The sequence below is a fragment of the Nitrospinota bacterium genome (assembly GCA_016208975.1).
Classification (GTDB): Bacteria; Nitrospinota_A; UBA7883; order UBA7883; family JACRLM01; genus JACQXA01.
On sequence record JACQXA010000002.1, the window covers coordinates 33,939 to 58,922 of the forward strand.

Consider the following 24,984-nt stretch of genomic DNA (forward strand, 5'->3'; position numbering starts at 1 on the left):
CGATGGTTGATAATAAACAGGAACCCCGCATCGCCGTGGTCATCCCGTGCTACCGCACGAGGGATAAGGCGCTGGAAGTGATAGCCGGAATCGGCAAGGAAGTTACCGCCATCTACGCTGTGGACGACAAATGCCCCGAAAACACCGGCCAGCGGATTGTTGATGAATGTAAAGACCCCCGCGTGAGGGTTATGTCCAATAAAGAAAACCTTGGCGTGGGCGGCGCGGTGATGGCCGGATACCGGCAGGCCCTGGCCGACGGCATGGACATCATAGTCAAGGTTGACGCGGACGGGCAGATGGACCCTCGTCTGATTCCCCGGTTCGTTAAACCGGTTCTCACGGGCGAGGCCGATTACACGAAGGGCAACCGGTTCTTCAATTTGGAATCGGTCCGTTCCATGCCCAAGGCCCGGCTTATCGGCAACCTGGGGCTTTCTTTCCTGGCGAAATTATCCACCGGCTACTGGGATCTGTTCGACCCCACTAACGGATTCACCGCCATCCACGCCAAGGCGCTGGAGCTATTGCCCCTTGCCAAAATCAGTAACCGGTATTTCTTCGAGACCGATATGCTGTTCCGCCTGAACACCGTCCGCGCCGTTGTGGTGGACATCCCTATGGAGGCCAGATATGAAGGCGAAACGTCCAGCCTTCAAATCAGCCGCGTATTTACGGAATTCGCGTTGAAACACGCCGTTAACATGGCAAAGCGCGTTATCTATAACTATTTCCTGCGTGATTTTTCCATCGCCTCGGTGGAGCTTGTGGCGGGAACGGCTTTTCTGCTGTTCGGCGTGGTGTTCGGCGTGGGCGAATGGCTGGAGAGCATCGCCACGGGCGAACCCGCCACCAGCGGCACCGTCATGCTGGCGGCCCTGCCGGTTATCATCGGGACCCAGTCCATACTGGCTTTCCTCTCTTACGACATAAACAGCAAGCCTAAGCGGCCGCTTTCCAGTTTCATCTGAACAAGTAATGGGCGACATATTATCGCGGACATGGCTTGCGCTTAAAAGCCGCTTCGCGCCGGACATCTCCATCTTCCACCAGTTCGTCAAGCCCCCCTATGGCGGCGGCAACCAGTTCGCGCTGGCGTTGAAAAAGGAGCTGGAGAACCGGGGTTACGCCGTGGGGGCCAACCGGATTACCACCTCCACCCTGTCGTGCCTTTTCAACTCCTACAATTTCGATTACGAAAAGCTGGCCCGGCTGAAAGACAAACACCCGGACTGCAAAATGACCCACCGGGTGGACGGGCCCATAACCGTTTACCGGAGCGTGGACGATGGGACAGACAAAAAGATCCACGAGATGAACACCAACCTGGCGGATGTCACCGTGTTCCAGTCCAACTACAGCTTCTCGCGGCACAAGGAGCTGGGGCTGAATTTCGTTAACCCCGTGGTGATTGTGAACGCCTGTGACCCTTCCATATTCCATTCCCGGGGGCGCGTTCCATTCGACCCCGCTCACAAAATAAAACTCATTTCCGTAGCCTGGTCCGACAACGTGAACAAAGGCGGCCCCGTTTACCAGTGGCTTGAAAAACATCTGGACTGGAACCGGTACGAATTCACCTTCGTGGGTCGCACCAAATACGAGTTCGAAAAGATAAAGGTGATCCCCCCCGTGGGCTCGGAAGAGATGGCCAGGCTGTTGCGGGAACATCACATTTACATCACCGCCAGCAAGCACGAGTCCTGCTCCAACTCGCTGATAGAGGCGCTTACCTGCGGCCTTCCGGTGGTGTATGTGAAAAGCGGAAGCAACGGCGAGATAGCGCAACAAGGCGGCGAGGGTTTCGAGACAAACGAAGAGGCCCTGGCGGCCATAGACAAAATTGCCGGGGCCTATGAGAAATACGCGGCCATATTGCCCCAGAGGAAGATATCGGACGTGGCGGACAATTATCTTTCCGCCATGGGGGTTGTGGTAAAGCCATGAACGTTCTGGAAAAAATCGCGTGGAAAACCCGGCGCGCGGCGGGGCTGGCCCGGAGCGCCGTGGAGAACATTGTTGAACGGCCCTATTCGTCGTTCATCGTAAGCTCCGATTCCGCCGGATGGGTGCTGGACGTGGAGGCCAACGGTTTTATGGATATATGCCGTTCGCTGGGGATAAAGGCCAGGGTGGGGGATCCCGCCGGGCGGAAACATTCATGCGTCCATTACCTTTCCCAGTTCGCGCTGGACACCCATGGCAAAAGCCTCTCCGGAGAAGGATGCAGATACTCGCTGGCATATTTCCATGGCGGCCCGGCGGACTTGGGGTTCGGCGAGCTGTTCGCCACCTTCGCCGCCTTGAAAGACAGGTTCACCAAGGTACATGTAAGCAATTCCCACATCGCCACCGCCTGTCTTGAAGCGGGCTTCACGCCGGAACAGGTGGTCACCATTCCCATTGGGTTGAACGTGGACTGGTTCCCGCCGCAAACGGCGGAGGCCCGGCGAAATATGCGGGAGCGGTTGAACATTCCCCAAAGCGCGTTCGTGGTGGGCTCGTTCCAGAAGGACGGCGTGGGCTGGGGTGACGGTATGGAGCCCAAATTGATAAAGGGCCCGGATGTGTTCGTGAATGTGATGGCGCGGGCGCAAGATAAAATCCCGGAGCTTTTCGTTCTGCTATCAGGCCCGGCGCGGGGCTATGTGAAAAGCGGGCTGGAAAAACTTGGAATACCATACGTCCACACCTTCCCCAGAGATCCGCGCGAGGCCGCCGGGCTGTACCAGGCCATAGACTTGTACGTGGTGGCAAGCCGCGTGGAGGGGGGCCCGAAAGCCATATTGGAAAGCATGGCCACGGGCGTTCCCCTTGTCACCACCAATGTGGGTCAGGCGGTGGACATCGTGGAACACGGGAAGAACGCCTGGCTGGCCGGTTCGGAAGATGTGGAGAATCTCGCCGATGGTGTTTTAACGGCGCATCAAAACCCGGCTTTCTTCCGCTCGATGAAAGATACCGCGAGGAAAACGGCGGAGACCGAGGATTACCTGGCCCAGGCGCCCCGCTGGCGGGAAAGTTTCTTCAAAGGCTACGTGGAAGGTATTTAGCCCACATGCCCGTTACGGTCCTCATGCCCGTTTACAACGCGGGCAAATATCTGCGCCAGTCCATCGAAAGCGTTCTCGCCCAGACCTATGGCGATTTCGAGTTTTTGATAATAAACGACGGCTCCACCGACGACACGGCCCAAATCGTCCGGTCATATTCCGACAGCCGCATAAGGTTCGTGGAGAACGAAAGCAACACGGGCATGGTGGCTACGCTCAACCGGGGGCTTTCGCTGGCCACCCACAAGCTGGTGGCCCGGATGGACGGTGACGACATTTCGCTTCCCCAACGGCTGGAAAAACAGGTGGCGTGTTTCAGTCAAAACGAAAAACTGGCCCTGCTCGGCTCACGGTGCGGCCAGATAGACGAAAACGGCGTTTCCATATACATGGGCGCTCTGGAGAAGCCGCTGGAGCCTGTGACGGTGAAATGGTACCAGCTCTTCGACAATCCGTTCACCCACACATCGGTGATGTATAAAAAAAACGTGGTTTTTGACGATTTGGGCGGGTACCGCTGGTCGGACATCTGCGCTGATTACGATTTATGGGCGCGGATCGCCGAATCGGGTTACGAGGCGCAGAACCTGCCGGACAGGCTGGTGGATTACCGGACCCATTCATCCTCCATCATCGGCGCGTTGCGGGCGAAGAATGAAGAGAAACTTAAGATCGCCGCTAAAGAACGGCGGGAGATAGCCAAAAGGGCCGCCAAATCATCCGCCGGGTGGGACATGAGCGATGACGAGGCGGACACGCTTCAAAGCTTCGTTTACGGCCACACGGCGCAAACCGCCGGGAAGTTTATAGAGACGTTCGATAAAGCCCTTGCCATGTTTGTGAAGGAGAACCCTGAAGCGAAATCATCGGCGGATTTCCGCGAAACCGTGGCGGGTCAGTATTGCACCGTAGCATATCAGGCCTTGGCCGGGGATAGAGGGCTTTCAGCGCAAATATACGCCAAAGGCGTGAAGTACCATCCGCCGATAGCCATAAAGCTCCCATGGGGAAGGATAACGGCCCTCGCCCTGTTCGGCGAAAAGGCCCGCGAGATGTATGGAAAGGTCCGCGCCAGATGAACGCATAAATGAACGGCAAACTGAAAATATTCCACCTCATCACCGGCCTGCAAACCGGCGGCGCGGAAACCATGCTGGCCAAGCTCGTGGGCGGGATGGACAAATCCCGGTTCGAAAACGTGGTGTTGAACATGAGCGCCGGGCCTTCAATGCTTGCCGGGATAATCGAAAAAAACGGCTCCAGGGTGGAAACGGTGGCCATGCGTCCTGTCTGGAGGCTCCCAAGCGGAATGGCCAAACTTGTCTCCCTTATAAAACGGGAAAAACCTCATATTTTACAGACCTGGCTCCATCACGCCGATTTCTTCGGAATGCTGGCGGCCCGCATGGCGGGGGATACGCCGGTTCTATGGAACCTCCGGTGCGCGGAGCTGGCGGTGGAAGACCATCCCAAATCGCTTTTTTATATCCTTCAACTGCTGGCAAGGAATTCAGCGCTTCCCGAAGCGGTGATCGTCAATTCCCGGGCGGGGTTGCTGGCTCACGAGGCCATTGGGTACAAGCCTCGGCGATGGGAGATAATCCCCAACGGGTTCGACGTGGAAAGGTTCGCGCCCTCAGACGAAAAACGGCGGGCCGCGCGGCGTCAGCTGGGGATTGGCGATAAAACCCCTGTAATCGGCCTTGTGGCCCGGTATCATCCTATGAAAGACCACGCCACGTTTTTAGCGGCCGCGGGATTGGTCCATAAAAAACGGCCGGACGCGGTTTTTGTCATGGCCGGGACGGGGGTGGACAGTTCCAACGAAACCATAATGTCCCAAATCCGGCGGGAAGGGCTAAACGGCTCTATCCATGCCCTGGGCGAGGTGGCCGATGTTCCCGGCATAACCGCCGCGCTGGACATCGCCACATGCTCCTCATACAGCGAGGGGTTCCCCAACGTGATTGGCGAGGCCATGGCCTGCGAAGTCCCATGCGTGGTGACCGATGCGGGGGATTCTTCGGAAATCCTCGGCGATTACGGCGTTGTCGTCCCTCCACGCGATCCGTCAGCCATGGCCGAAGGCATATTGAAACTGTTGGCCATGAGCGAGGTTGACCGGCGCGAACTGGGCCGCCGCGCCCGGCAAAAAATCGTGTCGAACTACTCGCTGGAACAAATCACGCGGCGGTACCAGTCGCTTTACGAAGAAATAGCGGGGCAACGCCGCCAATGAGCGTTACAAAGGTCTTGGACAGATACTGGTTGCCTATATTGTCCGCGTTCCATTTTATGGTGGCGGGGGTCATGAGCCTAATAGCGCGAAGCGGACACCTGCCGCAATATCACAACGGCAAAGGGCTATGGGGGTTTGGGATGGACTCGTTCCAGTATCACGACATAGCCGTGATAGGGGCTCAGAAAATAGCCGCCGGGGAATATTCCTTCTTCCTCAAGCTGGACAACGAGAACACGCCCCATACGAAACTCATCACCACCGCATATTACCTTTTCGGGGCGGACCCGTTTTCATTCGAGCCAGTAAACGCGCTCACCTGGGCCCTGTCGGTGTTCATGGTTTACCTCACGGCCAAAACGCTCTTTGGCGAGGGCTCAAAGGCGCCATGGCTGGCCGGGCTTTTATATGGATTGTTCCCGTCAAACCTGGCCCTTTCCACGCAACTGATGAAAGACCCCATATTCAACCTGGCCTGCCTGTTAATAGTTTATGGATGCGCGCGGTTGATCACCGGCAAGGGCAAGGCGGCTCCGTCAGCGCTTTCTTTCATAGGGCTGGCGCTGGCGGTTGTTACACGGGTGCAGGCGGCGCCGTTCCTTCTGGCGGCCATCCTGATTTCCACCATGATATGCGCCTTCAAAAAACGCGAGGTCCTGATTTATTCAGCGTCGGCCTCGATTCTATCCATCGGGCTGGTGATGTTTTCCATGAAAGCCGCCGAACCGGAAGACAAGCCCCGTGTAAAATTCGCCACGGCGCAGGAATATTACAGCTACTTTGATAAAAAGCAGGAGCGGCTTAATAAGGAAAATGCCGAGATAGAGCATGTCAAAAAGGCGCTTCCGCTGATCACCGGTGCGCCGGACAAGGAAGACCTGGGCCGGAAAATAGATAAATGGTTCGAGCCCGGCGTGGCCCCGTGGAAAACTTTCGAGGAACGCAAAAGGGTACTGCTGGATCTGGCGGAAGTACACGGGCAAAACCTTCCCGGTTTTCTGGAACAATGGAACAGGCCCTGGGAAGAAAGCCGCCTGTTGCCGTCATCTTTGGACCACGCCCTGCGAATAGCCAACTCCGCCCGTGACAATTTTGTAAGCTACTACGTGAAAACCTCCGGGAGCCTCATGGATGGCGATGTTATATTCCGCTCGGCGGGGGAGATGATGGCCTACATCCCACGGTCGGTGGAAATAGGGTTTTTCGCGCCTTTCCCCACCATGTGGTTCGATAAGGGGCAAACCGGCGGCAAAATGGCCCGGGCCGTGGGGGCTTTCGAAATTCTTATCTGGTACGGGCTATACGCCGCTTTCGCCTGGTTTTTACTGAAAAGCCGCCAGCCTGTGGAAATAAAGCTGTGGCTGGCCCTGTTTTGTTTAATAACAATTATCCCGCTGGGGGTACTTACCCCGAACATAGGCACACTGCACCGCCTGCGCCATGTTTATCTTGCGCCGGTATTAATAGGCGGTCTGGAAGGTTTAAGGCTTATTTTCGCCTCCCGGCGGAAATCCGCGTGAAGGGGCTTTGGTAGTGTCCAGTTTGAAAGTACAGGGGAGATTCTTCACTTACGCTCAGAATGACAATATAAAAGCCGTTGATAACATTGTCATCCTGAACGAAGCGCAAGCGAAGTGAAGGTCTGTCTGTTATTTGAGATTCAAACTGGGACACCACCGGGGCTTTATATTCCTTAATACGAAGGCCCCGAATAATATAGAATATGCTGTTTATTGTCGGCTCGGGATTCCATAGGGTTCAAACCGTAACCCGGGGTCCTTTCATATAAAAATGCCTTTTGGAGATTATTGTGGTTACTGAACATGAACGCCAGGTGGCTCTGAAAACAGGCGAGCTATACGCCTTTATCTGGGACCAGATGAGCGAGGCTCAATGGAAAGAGTTTTCAGACAATCATTTCAAGAAGTGGTCCCCTTTGCCTCTTTCCGACGATAACTTTTTTAAAGACAAGGTATGCCTGGACGCGGGTTGCGGAAGCGGCCGGGCCGTGCGAAGCCTGCTGTTAGCCGGGGCCAAAAAAGTTTGCGGCGTGGACATGGGCGTCGGATGCGTGCGCAATACCACCGGGCGGAACAAGGATTTCGCGGATCGCATCGAGATTAAGCACGCTTCGGTGCTGGAGATTCCATACCCGGACGCCACTTTCGATTTCGTGCATTGTGACGGGGTGCTTCACCACACCACGAATCCGGAACAAGGGTTTAAGGAGCTTGTCCGGGTGTTAAAACCCGGTGGCGACATCGTAATGGCCGTTTACGGGCGTGGCGGGCTGATGAACTTCGCCATTTACGCCTCGCGGATATTTAAAGACATCATCCCCATGGGGCTCACGTTCAAGATCCTCAAGGCGCTCAGCGACAATCCGGTAACCTGGTACGCCGTTCTTGATTGCATGTATGTTCCCATCCGCGAGAACTATTACGCCTGGGAAATAAAAAAGTGGTTCGAGCAGGCCGGGCTTTCGGACATCACGCGGATGGATTCCACCTGGGGCCCTTACGCTTACGGGCCGTGGATGAAAGGCGAGGGTTACGTCAAGTTCCTCGCCAAAAAACCGCTTGAATAGGATTTTGATTAAATAGAGCCCATAACGCTGGAGCATGTGAATGTTCACCGATTTGCTTTCCAAGATCAGGAACGGCCAGGCCCCCATTGCCGTCATCGGCCTGGGTTACGTTGGGTTGCCGCTGGCCGTGGCTTTTGCGAAGAAGTTCAGGGTCATCGGGTTCGACAATAACCCGCGTCGGCTGGAACGGCTTATGGCCGGCCATGACGACACCGGCGAGGTGGAATCGGCCCGGCTTACCAGCGGGAATATTACTTTCACCGGCGACCCCTCAAAACTCAAAGAGGCCCGGTTCATCGCTGTCACCGTCCCCACGCCGGTGGATGGAGACAAAAGGCCGGACTTGAGCCCGTTGATATCCGCCAGCGCCTCCATAGGCCGCCATATAGCGCCGGGAACGGTGGTGGTGTACGAATCCACGGTCTATCCCGGTGTCACCGAAGATGTTTGCGTGCCGGTTATCGAAAAAGAATCGGGGCTGGAACGGGGGGTGGATTTCAAGGTGGGTTACTCCCCGGAACGCATCAACCCCGGCGACAAGGAACACACCATCGAGCGGGTCACCAAGGTTGTGTCCGGCGAAGACGCCACAACTCTGGACATCGTGGCAGGGGTGTATGGCGACGTGATAACCGCCGGGGTGCATAAAGCGCAGTCCGTGAAAGTCGCCGAGGCGGCCAAGGTTATAGAAAACATCCAGCGCGACATAAACATAGCCCTGGCCAACGAGCTTTCGATGATTTTCAACCTGATGGGTATCAGGACAAAGGACGTCCTGGCGGCGGCGGGCACCAAGTGGAACTTCATTAAATACTCGCCGGGGCTGGTGGGCGGCCATTGCATCGGGGTGGATCCGTATTACCTCACCACCAAGGCCGAGCAATTGGGCTACCATCCGCAGATGATACTGTCGGGCCGCCGCATCAACGACGGCATGGGCAAGTACGTGGCGGAACAGGCAGTGAAACGGCTGATAAAATCCGGCAAGCAGATATTGGGCGCCAAGGTGGGCATTTTGGGGCTTACCTTCAAGGAAAACGTGCCGGACCTGCGCAACAGCCGTGTGCCGGACATTTACAGGGAATTCGTGGAGTTCGGGCTGGACGTGAAAGTCCACGACCCGGTTTGCGACCCCAAAATGGCCCACGAGGAATACGGTATCCACCTCTGCGGCCAGGAAGGCTTAAAGGGGCTGGACATGGTGGTGCTGGCCGTGCCGCACAAGGAGTTTCTGTCCGCCGGGCCCGCATGGATAAAGGGCATGTTCAGCGACGGCAAAGGCGTTATGGTGGACGTAAAATCGGTGATGGAGAAATGCGATTTTACGCCCGGGGCGGATTACTGGTCTCTTTAACACACTTTGAATAAACCACGCCGATGTGCGGAATAGCCGGAATAATCGGGGGCCGTTTCAGCCAGGAGGAACGCCAGCTCCGCGTGGAGCGTATGAAAACCTCCATGGCCCATCGCGGGCCCGATGGCGAGGGTATCTTCGCCGACCAGGGCGGCCTGCCCGCGGTTCTAGGCCATAGGCGGCTGGCCATTATAGACCCGGAGCATGGCGCCCAGCCCATGACCACGCCGGACGGCAGGTTCACCGTGGTGTTCAACGGCGCCATATATAACTACCTGGAGCTGAGGAGAGAGCTTACCCAGCGCGGCCGCCACATCCAGACATATTCAGACACCGAAGTCCTGCTCCACAGTTACGCTGAATGGGGCGCGGATTGCGTGCACAGGCTCAACGGCATGTTCGCTTTCGCCGTGTGGGACAGCATGGAAGGAAAACTTTTCCTGGCGCGGGACAGGCTGGGAATAAAACCGCTCTATTATTTCCACGACGGGCACTCCTTCACCTTCGGCTCCGAAATAAAGGCCGTCCTGGCCTCCGGCCTTGTAGAGGCTCGGATGAACCGCAAAGCCCTTTCCGACTACCTGACGTTCCAGTTCTTCCTGGAGGGCAAAACCCTTTTTGAGAACATCCGTGAGCTTGCGCCTGGATGCTCTTTAACAGTTAAGGCGGGCGGCTCCGTGGAGATTTCAGCGAAACAGTACTGGGACCTGCAATATGAAATAGAAGACGGGCGCGACGAAACGTATTTCGCGGACAAACTTATGTCGCTCATAGAAGACGCCGTGCGCCTGCAACTCCGCTCCGATGTGCCGCTGGGCGCGCACCTGTCCGGCGGGATGGACTCGTCGCTGGTGGTGTGCGTGGCCGCCTCCATGCTGAACGGCGGCGCGTTCCACACATTCACCGGCGCTTTCGCGGAGGGAAAGCAGTTCGATGAAACAGAATACGCCAAGGTCGCGGCGGAACACGCCGGGGTGCAATATCACGAGATTTTCATCTCCGGCGGGCTGTTCCCCGAAACCCTGCCCAAATTGATGTATTACATGGACCAGCCCCAGGCCGGGCCGGGCCTATACCCCCAATATTTCGTGAGCAAGCTGGCGGCGGAGCATGTGAAGGTGGTGCTGGGCGGGCAAGGGGCCGACGAGCTTTTCATAGGCTACACCCGCTACCTGGTGGCGTATCTGGAAAAATGCCTCGCGGGCGCCATATACGAAACGGCGGACAATCAAAAATACGCCGTCTCGCTGGAATCCATGGTACCAAACCTGCCCGCGTTGCGGAACTACGCCCCCATGTTGCGCGGCTTTTTCCGGGACGGGCTGTTCGAGGATTCGGACAAACGCTATTTCAAGCTGATAAGCCGGGACGACGGCATGCGCAACCTGCTGGCCGAAGAGGCGGTGGACGCGGATTATTCCCCCTTCGAGTCGTACAGGAAAATATTCAACCGCCCGGGGCTCCATTCCCTTGTGAACCAGATGACCTACTTTGACGTGAAAGCCTCCCTCCCGGCGCTACTGCACGTGGAGGACAGGACCAGCATGTCGGTGTCGCTGGAGTCCCGCGTGCCGCTGATGGACCACAGGATTGCCGAGCTTATGGCCTCCATACCGCCCAACATAAAGTTCAAGGGCGGGCGGATGAAAAGCATATTCAAACAGGCGGCGCGCAACAAGATGCCCGGAAAGATACTGGACCGCAAAGACAAAATGGGGTTCCCCGTTCCTCTCAACCATTGGATAAAGTCCGGTAGCGCCGAGTTCGTGCGGGACGTCCTTCTTTCGGAGAGGACCCGGAGCCGGGGGCTGTTCAACGTGCCCCGCATCGAGGAGGCTGTTACCAGCCAGGGCGAGTTCGGCCGGGTGGTTTGGGGCCTGCTGTGCCTGGAGCTGTGGTGCCGGATATTTATAGACTGGGAGCGGCCAGCATGACCCCGCGCAGAAAGGCTGAAAAATGATTTCGGTGGTCATAGCCGCTTACAACGAAGAGGGGATAATCCGCCAGAGCGTCCTGAAAACGCTGGATTATCTGCGGAACGAAATTGCGGGCTCCTGGGAGCTTATCGTTGTCAACGACGGTAGCGCCGACGGCACCGGGGCGATCCTCGATGAGATGGCAAAAACAGAGACAGACCTTGTAGTCCTTCACCATCTCCACAACTACGGGCAGGGCCGGGCGTTGCGCACCGGCTTCGCCCAATGCCACGGGGACGTGATAGTCACCCTGGACGCGGATTTAAGCTACGGCCCTCAATATATAAAGATCCTCACCGGATCGCTGAAGGACAAACGGGTGGACATAGCCCTGGCCTCCGCCTACGCCAAGGGCGGCACGGTGAGAAACGTCCCTTATTACCGGCTTTTCTTAAGCAAGTGGGGCAACTATTATCTGGCGCGCATGAGCCAATACAGCATTTCCACCAGCACCTGCGTTGTGCGGGCGTATAGGCGGGAGGTTATAGATTCGCTATTCCTCACCGCCGACGGCATGGAGCTCCAGCTGGAAATACTAATGAAATCGGCCATGATGAATTTTAAAGTGAGCGAGGAGCCCGCGGAGCTTGCCTGGGATATGGATAAGCTCATGGAGGCGGATTTTGGCCGCGTCTCCAAAATGAGGATATTCCGCACCATAGCCCTGTATCTTAAAATGGGCTGGCTGTTCCGCCCCGCGTATATTTTCATCATAGCCTCGCTCCTCCTGCTGGGGCCGGGGCTATACATGGCGTTTTACCTGGCCCTGTTCAGGCTGGCCCCTACGTTCATGGAGCATCTGGGTTCCGGTCTGTCCGTGGCCGTTTCGGTGAGCCTTGCGGAAAACCTCACCAAATACGCTTACAGTTTCGGCCTCAGCGCGGCGCTCATCATTTTCGGGTTCCAGCTGTTCATCTTCGGAATGCTTATGATGCAGAGCAAATTCTATTTCGACGAGCTTTACAGGCTGGGCCAGCAGATAATTTTCGACAACCGCAGGAACAGGGAAGATAAGAAATAATTCCCGCGGTCAGGCGGCCCCGGTGAAGCGTGAAAAGCTCCCCGCGCGAAGGCCCGGCGCTTTTAATGTAAAATGAATATATGACGTTCTCCGTTTTTGAAGTTTAATCCCGGTTTCCAACATGAAAGTATCCCTTATCCATTACGACGTTGACCGGATCACCAACGAGCCGGGCAACAAAACCGTGATGAAGCATTTCGGGCACATGCCCAACATACAGCTCCTTTACGTGGCCGGTACGCTGGAAAAACTGGAGGTGGAGCTCCAGTATCTGGACATCATCGGCATGGGCCTTTCCAACCACGACATGGAGGAGCGCCTGAAAGCATTCCAGCCGGACGTGGTGGGGCTCTCCGTGTTCACCTCCCATTTCCACAACGTGGTCAATTTCGTAGGCTATATAAAATCGTTCCTGCCGGACACTAAGGTGATCCTTGGCGGTGTGCATACCTCCATATTCCCGGAAGAAACCCTCATCTATAACCCACTGGTGGATTATGCCTGCGTGGGTGAGGCGGAAATGGTAATGCCGGAGTTCGTCCGCCGTTTCACCGCCCGGGAGAGTTTCGAAGGGCTCAAAGGCCTTGTGTGGCGGGACGAATCAGGCGCCGTCCGATACAACGGCCCGGCCCCGGTGAACCTGGATCTGGACAGCACGCCCTTCCCGGCGAGGCATCTTGTGCCCAACGAGGTTTACTATAACTTCATCAGCACCCGGCGCAACTACACCGTGTTCAACTCCAGCCGGGGATGCCCCTTCGCCTGTATTTTCTGCGAGGCGGCCCAGTCCAAATGGCGCGCCCGGAGCGCCATGAACATCGCCGACGAGTTCGAGGAATGTTACGAAAAACACGGCATCCGGGAGATAGACCTGTTCGACTCGTCGTTCACCATCAAGAAGCAGAGGGTGCTGGACATCTGCGCCGAGCTTATCCGGCGCGGCCTCCACAAGAAGATAATATGGGACGCCCGCTCCCGGGTGGACAGCATAGACCAGGAGATGCTGGAGGCCATGAAAGAGGCGGGCTGTTATCGCATTTTCTACGGGCTGGAGTCGGGCAATCCCGAAATTCTGCTAAAACTCCGCAAGAAGGCGGATGTGCCGCAGATGCGTGACATCGTGAACAAGACCAAGAAAGTGGGCATATCGGCGTTCGGTTATTTCCTTGTGGGAAGCCCCGGCGAAACCTACGAGTCTTACAGGCAAACGGTGGACCTGGCAAAAAGCCTTCCGCTGGATTTCGCCATATTCAACGCGCTGGTGCCTTTCCCGAAAACCCAGCTTTACGAGAATTATTACGTAAACAACGTCAATTACGATTTCTGGGCGGACTATATAAAATCCCCCAAACCCATAGAAACATTCCTTGGCAGGCCGTGGACGAACCTTACCGACGAAGAGGTGCGGCAAATGTCCCACAAGGCCATGCTGGAGTTTTATTTCAGGCCCGTCCAGCTTATGCGCGCGGTAAAAACCGTGGGCTCCATGGACCAGTTCGCGCGGTATTGCAGGGCCGGGGTGGACATGCTGTCAAGTTACGCGGCTAATTTCATGGGTGGGGGGTCAAAACCCCATAAAGCCGGGTAATATCCGATACCCTTGAAACCCATTTCCCTGTGCGCCTCGCTGAACGGCCCATGCCAGGCGCTTCGCCTGAACTTTAATGAATATCCTTCAAGATAATAACCGCATTCAAAAGACCATCGCCGGGATCATATTTCTGGTAACGCTTTGGGCGTGTTACCAGTTATTCTTCCGTGTTGCGCCTGAAAGGGTCTATTTCGCCGACCGGGCCATGGCCGAGCAGTTCTGGAATGGCAAAAGTGAATACTCGGCCACCGCGAATAATCAGAATATCCCCATCCAGCTTCCCGGCCCGCTGGACGCCTGGGCCGGAGGGCAACCCAAAACCATCTCCATCGAAGCGCCCAGTGACGGGCCGGTGGAAGTGGAAATAATTTTCTTCGACAGCCACGACCAACATCCCACGGAGCTTATAATCCAAAGAGGCGCCAGCGTTTCCAATGTTATCAATGTGGCTTCAGGAACCGGCGGCGCAAAGGACGGCTGGATAGATAGAGGCTCCCCCAGCGCTGTTAATGTTTGTATCCCCGCTGGCGACGCCACCCTGTCCATAAAATCCGTGGGCGGTTCATGGAGCGCCCTGCGCGGAATAACGGTAAAGGAAGCGCCCTCCATATTTGCGTACGCCGCCGCCATTCTCGGCGGACTGGCCACATTGGCGCTTTTATTTTTCCAGGCTGGGCGTGGCGCCAACCACCGTTTTTATATGGGCGCGTTGGGCGTTGGCGTGATTGTCGTCGCCGCATGGTTTTATAACACCCGGAACCTGGACTTATACGTCGCCATAAACGGTTATACGCCAATCACCTATGTCCATCAGGCCGTCAATCCGCAAGCCATGGCCAGGGATTTCACCTCCGGCACGGCCCTGTTCGACAAGTCGCTGTTCATGCACTTATATAAGGTTGCTTACAACCTTTTCAACGCCGCCCCCCAAAAACTTTTCCCGGCCATCGCTGGGTTCCAGATATTGGCGCTCACCCTTGGCCTTATAGCCCTTGTCCGCGCCACGGTTAAAGACGCGCCTCCGGCGGTTTATGTAATATCAGCCGCTTTCGCGCTGGCCAGTAGCGCCATAGACTTGAGCATGGGCGGTTACGCCCGGCCCACGCCGCTTCAAAGCCTTCTACTTTATTACAACGTGTCCGACGCGTTGATCCTTTTCGCGCTCGCCGCGTTTCTCACGGGTAGGACGCTGGCGCCATATATATTGCTGGCCGTGGCTTTCTGCATATACCCCACCACGGCGCTCATGGGGCTTTTTGTTATCTTCGCCATGCAACTGGCCGAGCCGAGGGGCTTTTTCAACAAGGCCCATCTCGCCGGGCTGGTGATGTTCGCCATAATTGGCGGATTGTGGACTTTCACCCACAACGACATGAGCGCCGTCCTTAGCAAGGGCGTTACGGAAGAAGAATTCTACCGCTACACCACGTTCGCCAGTTTCCATCTGTACCCGGTGGACAGGGGATCCCTCACCGCCAAGCATTATTTCCGGTTCATGCCTTTTCTCTCGTTCATCCTGCTGTTCATCCACTATTCCGGGAAGAACGCTAACGATGGGCCCGTAAACCGCCGGGTGGTTTTCGGCGTGGCGGGGGCGGTGGCCCTGGCGGTAGCCGGGCTATTGATAAACCATTTCAAACTGAACGTAACTTTTGTGAAACTCAGCCTGCACCGGGCCAACGAGCTGGCCGTGGTTCTTGGGCTTGGGATTGTGGCTCGTGGCCTGTATGAGCAGATTAAAAACGGCTCTTTCGCCGGAAGGGTGGCCGGGGCGGGGGCATTGTCCGCCCCCTTTATCCTGGGCGCTTCATACCCTTTGGCCTATTCCTTGGCGTTGGTGGTGAAAGAACCGTTCACGGCCATCCGTCAGCGTATTCTTGCGCCGCGCCATGTCGCCACCATGGGTTGGACAGCGTTAATCATGGCGATAATCGGGTTCTACGCCTATTTGGGGATATACGGCCCCCTCTCGCCGCTTTCCAGATTTTATGAGGATCCGCCGCGATACCTCGAAGCCTACGTTGGAAACCTTACCCTTTTGATTGCGGCGCTGGTTTTGGGCGCGCTGGCGCAATGGGGCAAAGCGCGGGACGGGATTGCGCCCATGTTCATAAGCTTTATTGTGGTGGGGATGTCGGTGTTCTGGTTGAACCAAAAACTGTCCTATTCAAAAGAGTGGCTACAGGAGGCCAGCGACTATAAACAGGTCCAGCAATGGGCGAACGCCACAACGCCGGGACAGTCGTTGTTCATGACCGACCCGGGGTTTTTCACCGGCTGGCGGGACTATTCGTTGCGAAGCTCGTTCGGCGTGTTCCATGAATGGATCCTCATGGGATGGGTCTATTCCACCGACCGCAAAGTGTTCAACGAGGGGATAAACAGGTTTAAGGAATTCGACTCCGGCGGCGATTTAAGCGAAAAAATCATTCCGGGCCGCTATGGCCAGGTTTACAAGGCGGTGATTGAAAGATATTACACCCTGGGGGACGCGTGGCGGCTCAAGCTGGCGGATAATTACGGGGTGGATTACTTCGTGCTCAAAAAGAAAAAAATGGATGAGCTTTCGCGGGATGGGCGCTGGGCGGGCTCGGCCTTGCCGGTGGCGTTCGAGAATAAAAGCTTTCTGGTGCTGAAGGCCACCAAAGGTTAACAGCCGCCGAACGCCATGGACACCATAAGACATTACGCATCCAGACTGGCCCAATGGAGCGCATCGCCCTATGTGGCGGTTCCCGCGCTCATAGGCCTGTTGGGGTACGCGTGGTGGGAGTACACCGCCCAGCTTAAAATTTACTACGCCATGTACGGCATGGCGCCCATGGAATGGGTGAACGAGCTGTTGGAACCGGAGAATTTCACCAGGAACTTCCCCGGCGGTTATGTGGCGTTCGGCAAATCGGCCTTCATGTACATTTACCCGCTGGCGGCGAAAATCACCGGGGCGGAGCCATCCACCATCCTTATCTGGGTGGTGGCGCTGGAGCTGGTTTTGATAGCCTCGGCCACATACGTTTTTTCCAGGACCCTTTTCCCCAGCGCCTCTCCCATGGCGCATCTTCTGGTGGTGGCCGTGGTGATAGCCTCCGACGCGCGAAGCGTGAACATCGGCTGGTTCACGGGCCCGTTCTTCAAGGGCGTCTATTACAACGCCTGCGACGCGTTCAAGATATTCGGGATTGTGGCGGCGCTGAAGAACAGGTACGCATTGTCCGGCCTGTTGCTGGGGCTGGCTTTCGCCACCCATCCTATTTTAGGTTTGCACGGCGCCATTTTCATCGCGGGCATGGCCGTGATGGACCCGGAAGTCCGCCAGCAATGGCGAAAACCCCTGTGGGGCGCCCTGGCTTTCGCCGCCATCGCCGCCATATGGACAGCGCTGATGTACGAGCCGCAGAACATCACCAACGCGGGTCTGCCGGACAAAACATGGTTCGACATCGCCCGGCTCAACAAGATACACCTGTTCCCCATCACCTTGGGGTACTTCACGGCCCTTAGCAGGGAATATATATCATTCCTGTCGGCTTTCATATTGATGGCCTATTACATGGGGCGCAGGTGGGAGAGCCATCGGGAAACCGACTCGAAAATAATCGCCGGGCTTATCCTGTGCCTCCTCATGATATACGCCGGTGTGGCGCTTTCAGAAACCGTGGTTAAACCCATCCTTGTGAAAGTCACGCTTTTCCGCGCAAGCGAGCTTTTATTGTTCGTGGCCATAGTGTATGCCGTGAACGGGCTGTGGGAAGACATCGTGGCGGGAGGCTACATCCGCCCGTTTTTGGCCGCCACTGCGCTTTTCAGCGCTTTTTATATCGAATCGGTCTTCCCCGTTTTGCTCACGATACTGATAGCCTCCCCGGCCGTCCGGGGCGCCTTCAATCGCCGCGTAACAAACAACGCATGGATAGCGGCTCTGATGCTCTTTACACTCCTTACCATCGCTGGCCTGGCCCATCTGGGTTACGCCGGTGGCAAGGAGGCCAAAGAGGCCATTGGTGTTTTCGATTACTGGAAACAGCTTGCGGTCTATTACCTGGGCGGCGCCGGGCTGTTAGGCAAGGCATTCCATATAATCCTTCCCGTCTGGGTCGCGGCGGTGGCGGCGCGATTGATATTCAAGAGTGATTATTTCCCGGTAGCCGTTACGGCCATCGCCCTGTTTGGCGCGCACACTTACATGGAGGCCAGGCAGATGGACGAACGCAAGATGAAGACAGGCGCCGACTACATGGCCGCCCAGCTTTGGGCTAGGGATCAAACGGATAAAAAGGCGCTGTTTTACGTGGATCCGGCCATTTTCTATCCAGCGCACGACCATGCCGGGTGGAGGACCTATTCGGAGCGTAGCTCCATGGGGCAGTTATACGAGTGGGTGGTAATGTCCGGCCTGTATGTTTCGGACAAGAAGCTGTGGGACGAAGGTCTGGCCCGGCTTGATGAACTTGGGATAGACATAAACGAATACTTCAAAATGCGGACGGACAAAAACCGCTACAAACTGCTTCGCCAGCGGGCGCAGGAAAGTTTTTACGGGAAGGACGACGCATGGCGCATGGGCATGGCGCAAAAGCACGGCATTGACTATTTCGTAATGGAAAACGGCAAGCTTCAAAACCCCAGCCGCCTGCCGCTGGCCTTCCAGAACGACAGCGTGCTGGTATATTCCGCCAAATGAATAATGTCACCCTGGGCTTGTCGATACGCTGGTGGCGTCCCATTTGAAAGCGCAGGGGAGATTCTTCGATTACGCTCGGAATGACAGCAAAAGCGCCGTTGAGTACATTGTCATCCTGAACGAAGCGGAAGCGAAGTGAAGGATCTGTCCAATAATCGGGATTCAACCTGAAACACCATCGAAGCATGACACGAGTTGTGTAAATATGCCCCGGAGGTTACAATCTGTGCTTACCAAAAGGGCGGGATTATCCGCCCATGCTGTCCCAATTACGGAAAAACAGGTGAATGACTGAACTTGCCATTTCCGCGGTTATCCCGGTTTATAACGAGGTGGAGTCGCTCCCTATCCTTGTCCAGCGGCTACTGCCCGCGCTAGCCGCCATCGGGCCTTATGAAGTTATATTCATAAACGATGGTAGCGACGACGGTAGCGCCGAAAAGCTGGACGGGATAAGCCGCGCCAACCCCGGCATGGTGAAGGTTATCCACCTCCGCGCCAATTGCGGGAAATCCCTGGCGTTGCAGGCCGGGTTCCGCGAGGCTAAGGGCCGTCTCACCCTCATGATGGACGCCGACTTGCAGGACCAGCCGGAGGAGATCCACAAGCTCATCCGCCATATGGATGAGAACCGGCTGGACGGCGTTACCGGCTGGAAAGCCACCCGGCACGACCCTATCGGCAAAACAGCGCCATCCCGGTTTTTCAACTGGGTCATGCGCCGGTTCTCGGGGCTGGAAATCCACGATTTCAACTGCGGGCTGAAAATATTCAAACGGGAATGCCTCCAGGACGTTTCCCTTTATGGCCAGCTTCACAGGTTCATACTTATCCTGGTGGCGAACATGGGGTTCCGCGTGGGCGAGGTTCCCGTGGAGCACGCCCCCAGGCAATTTGGATACTCCAAGTTCGGCGCGAAACGGATTTTTTCCGGCGCGGTGGACTTCCTTACGGTGTTCTTCATCACGCGCTATCTTCATTCCCCCCTCTATTTCTTCGGCTTTTACGGCGTGGCGCTGATTCTTGTTTCAATGGTCACCGGCGCGTACTTCATATTGATGCACTTTTACTCGCTGGCCATGGGGCTTCCCCTGTGGCATCTGGCCAACCATCCGTTATGGATACTCTCGCCCATACTGTTTTTGCTGGGCGTCATCATGCTCTTCTTCGGGCTCATCGGCGAGCTTATCACCTACCACATGATGGGGGGCGCGCATCATCTCAAATTCATCGCGGGCAAAACCGGCTTCGCGGCCGAAAAAGATGACGCCCGCTCCAGCTAACGGTTTATCAAGCTGTACCCCGGCCATATCCGGATGAAAGACATAGAAGAGCAGATCGCCTATGTGGCGGGCTCCGTGAACCGTCTGCTTTCGCAGATGGATATGGAACCGCTGTCGCCCACATACGGGTGCATGCACCTTGCCTATTGGCGCGACAAAACCTCGGACGTGGCGGACGCAAGAAGGCAGGAGGTAATGCTCCCGCTGGCAATGCTTTACCGGAACGAATACCCCGGCTCGCCCTGGCGCGGCGGCGAGCGGCTGAAAAACGCGGTCATCGCGGCCATGGTCTTCTGGCGCAAAAGCCTTTATGCGGACGGGTCGCTGGACGAATGGTACAAAGGGGAACGGGCCTTCGCCGCCGCCGCCTTCACCACCTTCGCCGTGGCCAAAACGCTGGAGGTGATGGGAACCGATTTGCCGGCGCATGTTATAAGAATCGCCCGTGAGGGGCTGGCTTCCACCGCCGGATGGCTCACCCGCAGGAACGACCTGTTCAAGACGAACCATCAGGCGGTGGGCGTGGGGGCGCTGGCCTTCGCCGGGAAAATATTGGGAGACGATAAACTTGCCGCCGCCGCCAGAAAGAAGCTGGACTCCATAATAAAGGCCCAAACGGCGGAGGGATGGTTCCCCGAGGTGGGGCATATGGACCCGGGTTACACCTTCCTCACGGTGGAGTACGTGGCCATGGCCATGGACCTGTGGAACGATTGGTCAAACGTGGCGCCCTTTATAAAAGCTTACGATTTCGCCTGCGAATGGGTTCATCCGGATTTACGGCTGGGGGACGAATACGGCGTATGCCACAACCCCTATGTATCAAGAATAGCCGCAATCCTCATGGCGCCCCATTCGGGCCGGGCGGCGTTCCTGCGCGAAAGGTTCACGGAAAAATCCGCCGGGTTTGACAGTTACAAAAACACGCTGGGGGACGAGCTTAGGCTGTCCCGCTGGGCTTTCCAGCCGTTATTGGCCTATGAATACGCGCGCAACCCGCAATCGGGCTTTGAAAAGACCCCGGAAACATTGCCGCTGTTCGCCCCATCGGGAAAACGCGGGTTTTACCAGTCCGCCAAAACAGGCTGGTTCTCCGGCAAAAATTACACCGCCGTGTTTGCGCCCGCCGCCGGGGGGCTGGTAAGGATATTCAACTCCGCCAACGGTTATTGCGTGGCCGATTACGGATACGCTTTGCGCCTCCCCGCAGGCGACGCCACCAATATCACTTATAACCGGAACCTGCCGCTGATCGAAGGCTCCAGCAAGATGATGACGGAGGCGCCCATAAGCGTTGTGAAGAAATTCATGCCGTCGTTCATCTCGCGGGTGGGTTTAAGGCTGGCCTGCTCCACGGCCATAGGCTCGCGGCTGGCCAGGATGGGCATAGACGTGGTGCGCAAGAGAAAAGGGAGCGCGCTGAACCAGTCGTCGGTGAACCTGGCGGCGGGGGAGGGGGGAATGGTACTCCGGCGGAAAGTTACGCTGGGGGAGACCTCCATCACCGTGGAGGACGAGCTGGCGTTCAACGAGGCTGTCCCAACCGGGGCCATCATGTTCTACCTGTCGTCCGGCAATGGCGGGATTACGTTAAAACCTGTCACGGATTTGGCCGATATCCCTCTGGATTCCGTTGCGCGGCGCATAGAGTTCACCAAAAGATACGAGATAGTGGAAGACACCATCATCTCGACCATCACCGTATCCAACCTTGCGTAAGAGTCTCTTGAGATGTGCGGCGTAACGGCCCTGATTAGCCAGGACGAGGCGGACCATTCCCTTTTCGCCCAAGCCACCGACCTGCTGGCCCATCGCGGGCCGGACAGCCGTGGGGTAAAACGGGACGGCCCCGTGGCGCTGGGCCACCGCCGCCTGGCGATAATAGACCTGTCGCCCGCCGGGGCCCAGCCCATGACCAACGAGACCGGCGACGTTTGGCTTGTGTGCAACGGCGAGATATACAATTACGTGGATCTAAACCGCCAGCTTAAATCCCGGGGCCACGTCTTCCGCTCCCACAGCGACAGCGAAACGCTGATCCATCTATATGAAGAATACGGCGAAAGCTTCCTGGAGCATGTAAACGGCATGTTCGCCTTCGCGCTGTGGGACGGGCGGCGGAAGAAACTTATCGCCGCCGTGGACAGGTTCGGAAAAAAGCCGCTGTATTACGCCGGGGCGGGCGAAAAACTCGCCATGGCCTCGGAGCTTAAATCCCTGCTCCTGTTTCCCTGGGTGGGAAGGGACATAGACCCCAACGCGGTGGACCGGTATCTATCCTTAAGATACGTCCCGGCTCCAATGACCATTCTCAAGTCGGCCAAAAAGCTGGAGCCGGCCACAATGCTGGTTTGGGAGGGGGAGAAGGTTTCGATACGCCGTTACTGGAATCCCGCCAAACCCGGCCCCATAGCCTATGACAGCGAGACCGTGGACCGTTTCGAATCCCTTTTCTCCGACGCGGTGAAAATAAGGCTTCAAAGCGACGTGCCGCTAGGAGTTTATTTGAGCGGAGGGGTGGATTCCGCCGCCGTGGCGGGCATGATGAGGCGGCTATCCGAGGGCCGCCGCATATCATATACCCTAAGCGTGGACTATAAATATGACGAGCGGGAACGGGCGCAAAAGATAGCCGGGCATTTGGGGTTCGAGTTCAACCCCGTAACGGTGGACTCGGCCGATTTTGACCTCCTGCCGGAAATCGCTTATCACCTGGACGAGCCCTTCGGCGACATGCTCTGTCTGCCATCGTATTTGCTGGCGCGGGAGGCCAAACGCAAGCTTACGGTGGTTCTTACAGGCGACGGGGCCGACGAGATTTTAAACGGTTATTTCCATCAGCGGCTGATGGAGAAACGCCGCAGGATGGGTTTTCTCCTAAACGCGCCGTTCATGGGCTCCGCGCTTTCAAGCGCCATAAACGCCGCTCCTCTTGCGGTTTTGAACTACTTTTTCGATTACCCGGACCGCATAGGCCAGCGTGAAAGGCTCAAAATATCCCACATGCTTGAAGGTTGCGGAAGTTTCGGCGGGTTTTACGAGGGCATAACCTCCTGCTTCACCGCCCAGGACAAGAAAAACGCCCTCACCGGTTCTTTCCGCAAATCCGTTTCCGCCGCTCCCTGGAGCGAGGAGATAGAGCGGGAATGGGCGGGCATAGACGGGTTCTCTTTTTATTCCGCCTTGAGTGTGCTAGATTTGAAATATTGGATTCCGTTCAGCGTGGTGTACCGTTTGGACAAGCTGAACATGGCCCACGCGGTGGAAACCAGAAGCCCTTTCCTGGATTACCGGGTCGTCGAAATGGCGTTGAGCCTGGAAGACGCGGGGAAAATCCACGGGAAGCGGAACAAGGTCATTCTCCGCAAGCTCATAGAACGGCTTTACCCGCCGGAGCTGAGGGAAAAGGGCAAACAGGCGTTTTACATGCCTGTCACCGGCGAGAACAGGAAACGGTTCAGGAACTGGGCCGCTACCCTGCTGGACAGGAAACGGATGGAGCAACGCGGCCTCTTCAGGCCGTTATATATAGAAGGGCTTTTTACGGCTTACGATAGCGGTAGCATGCTGGCCACACGGCAGTTGACGGCTTTGGCCATGCTGGAGCTGTGGTTTGACAAGTTCGCCGCGACGGGCCGCCAGCCTTAAAAACCTTGCAGTGTAAATCATGATTGACGCGCTTCTCATATATCCCAAACTCGGGAGCATGGACAGCATGGTGGTGGACCTGCCGCTTTCCATCATCTATGCCGCCGCCGAAAGCTTAAAGCGCGGTTACAGGGTGGAAGCGGTGGACCTGCGGGCAGAGCAGGAAGACTGGCGCGTCACTATCCGCCAGAAATTGAAGGAAGGGGTGCGCCTGGCCGGTATTTCGGTCATGACCGGTAGCCCGCTGATAAACTCCCGCGAAATATCCGAGTTCATCAAAAGCGAAAGCCCGCAAACGAAGATAGTATGGGGCGGGCCGCACCCCACGATTTTGCCGGAAACCGTGGAAGAGCCTTACATTGATTTTCTGATAAGGGGTTACGGCTCAAAACCCCTGGCGGAGCTTATTGGAAAGCTGAGAGACGGCGAGGACGTTTCGGGAATAGACGGTTTATCGTACAAGATGGACGGCAAGGCCCTCCACAACCCCAGGGTCAAAGAGTTCGAGATACTCCATTACAGCGACATTCCCTACGACCTGATAGACGTGAACGCCGCCAAGTATATCCGGACCTACAACGGCGCCCGGAACTTCCCGATTTTCACCAGCATCGGGTGCCCATATCAATGCTCCTTCTGCGTCCACCCGGCCATCTACAAGGAAATTAACGGGCCCAAATGGCTGGCGCTGGAGGAGGACGAGATATTGGGCCACATCCAGCACGTCATGGCCCGCTACAACGTGAACCACATCGTGTTCATAGACGACACCAGCTTCCCGAAACTGTCGCGCATGAAAGAGCTGTTCACCCGGATAATCGAGAAGGGGCTCAACATTACCATGGAGTTCCGGGGCGCCAGGATAAACGAGATACAGAAGATGGACGACGAGTTCCTCAACCTCCTCGTCAAAGCCGGGGGCAGGCTGATGATGGTGGGGGTGGAGTCCGGAAGCGACCGGGTGCTGAAAGGTTTCCAGAAGGGAATCACCCGGGAGCAGATATTGAACGCCAACCGGAAACTGGCGCGGTTCCCGCAATTGACGGCTTACTATAACTTCATCTACGGCACGCCCGGCGAAACTTACGAAGACCTGCTGGAGACCAAAGACCTGGTGTTGACCATATTAAAAGAGAACCCCAACGCCTATTTCGGGTTCGGAGGCGACTGGAAGCCCATACCCGGCACCAAAACGCTGGAAGTGGCGGAGAAGGATTACGCTTTCAAAGGCCCCAAAACGCTGGACGACTGGATACAGATAGACTCCTCCGACGCGGAGGAAAAGATAACGCATCCATGGTACACCCCCGAGCACAACAATCTCATAAAGCTCATGCAGGTGGCCTCTTTCGTTATAGACGACAAGATCATCAAGGAGTCGCGGGGGAATAACAACATGTTCTTCCGCCTGCTCCGGCTGATGTCCCGGGTTTATAAACCCGTCGCCATGTTCCGCCTCAAGTTCAACGTCCACCAGTTTATGGTGGAGTACGAGCTGTGGCGGATGATGGTGAAAATAATGCCCCGGTTAAGGGCGGCGTTGAGCTGAAA

17 protein-coding genes are annotated in these 24,984 nt (G+C 56.4%); all 17 read left to right on the top strand.

Annotation, left to right across the window (positions count from 1 at the left end):
* Window positions 1-2: 2 nt before the first annotated feature.
* The 17 genes from HY751_01855 to HY751_01935 all read left to right on the top strand — a co-directional run bounded on the left by HY751_01855 (window position 3) and on the right by HY751_01935 (window position 24,982).
* Window positions 3-971, top strand: coding sequence for a glycosyltransferase family 2 protein (locus tag HY751_01855; GenBank protein MBI4665134.1), 969 nt, complete (start codon window positions 3-5; stop codon window positions 969-971).
* 7 nt (window positions 972-978) lie between these two features.
* Window positions 979-1,947 (top strand): glycosyltransferase family 4 protein, encoded by a 969-nt coding sequence (locus tag HY751_01860; GenBank protein ID MBI4665135.1) that lies wholly within the window; start codon window positions 979-981, stop codon window positions 1,945-1,947.
* Complete coding sequence (locus HY751_01865; protein MBI4665136.1) at window positions 1,944-3,053, top strand: glycosyltransferase family 4 protein; 1,110 nt, start codon at window positions 1,944-1,946, stop codon at window positions 3,051-3,053. Before HY751_01860 ends, HY751_01865 begins: the two co-directional genes overlap by 4 nt.
* 5 nt (window positions 3,054-3,058) lie before the next feature.
* Window positions 3,059-4,132, top strand: coding sequence for a glycosyltransferase (locus tag HY751_01870; GenBank protein ID MBI4665137.1), 1,074 nt, complete (start codon window positions 3,059-3,061; stop codon window positions 4,130-4,132).
* Between the two features lie 8 nt (window positions 4,133-4,140).
* A complete protein-coding gene (locus HY751_01875; GenBank protein ID MBI4665138.1) occupies window positions 4,141-5,292 on the top strand; it encodes a glycosyltransferase in 1,152 nt (383 codons plus the stop codon).
* 71 nt (window positions 5,293-5,363) lie between these two features.
* On the top strand, window positions 5,364-6,812 hold the full coding sequence (locus tag HY751_01880; protein MBI4665139.1) for a glycosyltransferase family 39 protein: 1,449 nt from the start codon (window positions 5,364-5,366) through the stop codon (window positions 6,810-6,812).
* A 359-nt stretch (window positions 6,813-7,171) separates the two neighbouring features.
* Window positions 7,172-7,879 carry a methyltransferase domain-containing protein gene (locus tag HY751_01885; GenBank protein ID MBI4665140.1) on the top strand — a complete coding sequence of 236 codons (708 nt, stop codon included), beginning with the start codon at window positions 7,172-7,174 and terminating at the stop codon, window positions 7,877-7,879.
* Between the two features lie 40 nt (window positions 7,880-7,919).
* A complete protein-coding gene (locus HY751_01890) occupies window positions 7,920-9,233 on the top strand; it encodes a nucleotide sugar dehydrogenase (protein ID MBI4665141.1) in 1,314 nt (437 codons plus the stop codon).
* A gap of 23 nt (window positions 9,234-9,256) precedes the next feature.
* Window positions 9,257-11,167, top strand: a complete 1,911-nt coding sequence (gene asnB / locus HY751_01895) for an asparagine synthase (glutamine-hydrolyzing) (GenBank protein ID MBI4665142.1) — start codon at window positions 9,257-9,259, stop codon at window positions 11,165-11,167.
* 22 nt (window positions 11,168-11,189) lie between these two features.
* Window positions 11,190-12,230, top strand: a complete 1,041-nt coding sequence (locus HY751_01900) for a glycosyltransferase family 2 protein (GenBank protein ID MBI4665143.1) — start codon at window positions 11,190-11,192, stop codon at window positions 12,228-12,230.
* Window positions 12,231-12,351: 121 nt separating this feature from the next.
* Window positions 12,352-13,818, top strand: a complete 1,467-nt coding sequence (locus tag HY751_01905; protein ID MBI4665144.1) for a cobalamin B12-binding domain-containing protein — start codon at window positions 12,352-12,354, stop codon at window positions 13,816-13,818.
* Between the two features lie 76 nt (window positions 13,819-13,894).
* On the top strand, window positions 13,895-16,474 hold the full coding sequence (locus HY751_01910) for a hypothetical protein (protein ID MBI4665145.1): 2,580 nt from the start codon (window positions 13,895-13,897) through the stop codon (window positions 16,472-16,474).
* A gap of 15 nt (window positions 16,475-16,489) precedes the next feature.
* Window positions 16,490-18,502 (top strand): hypothetical protein, encoded by a 2,013-nt coding sequence (locus HY751_01915; protein ID MBI4665146.1) that lies wholly within the window; start codon window positions 16,490-16,492, stop codon window positions 18,500-18,502.
* 287 nt (window positions 18,503-18,789) lie between these two features.
* Window positions 18,790-19,785 (top strand): glycosyltransferase, encoded by a 996-nt coding sequence (locus HY751_01920; protein ID MBI4665147.1) that lies wholly within the window; start codon window positions 18,790-18,792, stop codon window positions 19,783-19,785.
* Between the two features lie 33 nt (window positions 19,786-19,818).
* The gene (locus HY751_01925) at window positions 19,819-21,504 is read left to right on the top strand and encodes a hypothetical protein (GenBank protein MBI4665148.1); all 1,686 of its coding nucleotides are present in this window, start codon (window positions 19,819-19,821) and stop codon (window positions 21,502-21,504) included.
* A 12-nt stretch (window positions 21,505-21,516) separates the two neighbouring features.
* On the top strand, window positions 21,517-23,433 hold the full coding sequence (gene asnB, locus HY751_01930; GenBank protein MBI4665149.1) for an asparagine synthase (glutamine-hydrolyzing): 1,917 nt from the start codon (window positions 21,517-21,519) through the stop codon (window positions 23,431-23,433).
* A gap of 19 nt (window positions 23,434-23,452) precedes the next feature.
* The gene (locus HY751_01935) at window positions 23,453-24,982 is read left to right on the top strand and encodes a B12-binding domain-containing radical SAM protein (GenBank protein MBI4665150.1); all 1,530 of its coding nucleotides are present in this window, start codon (window positions 23,453-23,455) and stop codon (window positions 24,980-24,982) included.
* Window positions 24,983-24,984: the final 2 nt, after the last annotated feature.

Bases quoted from the DNA above. Each gene is read 5' to 3' on its own strand.
- HY751_01935 (MBI4665150.1), top strand. From the start codon at position 23,453: ATGATTGACGCGCTTCTCATATATCCCAAACTCGGGAGCATGGACAGC.
- HY751_01905 (MBI4665144.1), top strand. From the start codon at position 12,352: ATGAAAGTATCCCTTATCCATTACGACGTTGACCGGATCACCAACGAG.
- HY751_01920 (MBI4665147.1), top strand. From the start codon at position 18,790: ATGACTGAACTTGCCATTTCCGCGGTTATCCCGGTTTATAACGAGGTG.
- HY751_01875 (MBI4665138.1), top strand. From the start codon at position 4,141: ATGAACGGCAAACTGAAAATATTCCACCTCATCACCGGCCTGCAAACC.
- HY751_01925 (MBI4665148.1), top strand. From the start codon at position 19,819: ATGAAAGACATAGAAGAGCAGATCGCCTATGTGGCGGGCTCCGTGAAC.
- HY751_01890 (MBI4665141.1), top strand. From the start codon at position 7,920: ATGTTCACCGATTTGCTTTCCAAGATCAGGAACGGCCAGGCCCCCATT.
- HY751_01885 (MBI4665140.1), top strand. From the start codon at position 7,172: ATGAGCGAGGCTCAATGGAAAGAGTTTTCAGACAATCATTTCAAGAAG.
- HY751_01870 (MBI4665137.1), top strand. From the start codon at position 3,059: ATGCCCGTTACGGTCCTCATGCCCGTTTACAACGCGGGCAAATATCTG.
- HY751_01915 (MBI4665146.1), top strand. From the start codon at position 16,490: ATGGACACCATAAGACATTACGCATCCAGACTGGCCCAATGGAGCGCA.
- HY751_01855 (MBI4665134.1), top strand. From the start codon at position 3: ATGGTTGATAATAAACAGGAACCCCGCATCGCCGTGGTCATCCCGTGC.
- HY751_01865 (MBI4665136.1), top strand. From the start codon at position 1,944: ATGAACGTTCTGGAAAAAATCGCGTGGAAAACCCGGCGCGCGGCGGGG.
- HY751_01910 (MBI4665145.1), top strand. From the start codon at position 13,895: ATGAATATCCTTCAAGATAATAACCGCATTCAAAAGACCATCGCCGGG.
- HY751_01880 (MBI4665139.1), top strand. From the start codon at position 5,364: ATGAGCCTAATAGCGCGAAGCGGACACCTGCCGCAATATCACAACGGC.
- HY751_01860 (MBI4665135.1), top strand. From the start codon at position 979: ATGGGCGACATATTATCGCGGACATGGCTTGCGCTTAAAAGCCGCTTC.
- HY751_01900 (MBI4665143.1), top strand. From the start codon at position 11,190: ATGATTTCGGTGGTCATAGCCGCTTACAACGAAGAGGGGATAATCCGC.
- asnB (MBI4665142.1), top strand. From the start codon at position 9,257: ATGTGCGGAATAGCCGGAATAATCGGGGGCCGTTTCAGCCAGGAGGAA.
- asnB (MBI4665149.1), top strand. From the start codon at position 21,517: ATGTGCGGCGTAACGGCCCTGATTAGCCAGGACGAGGCGGACCATTCC.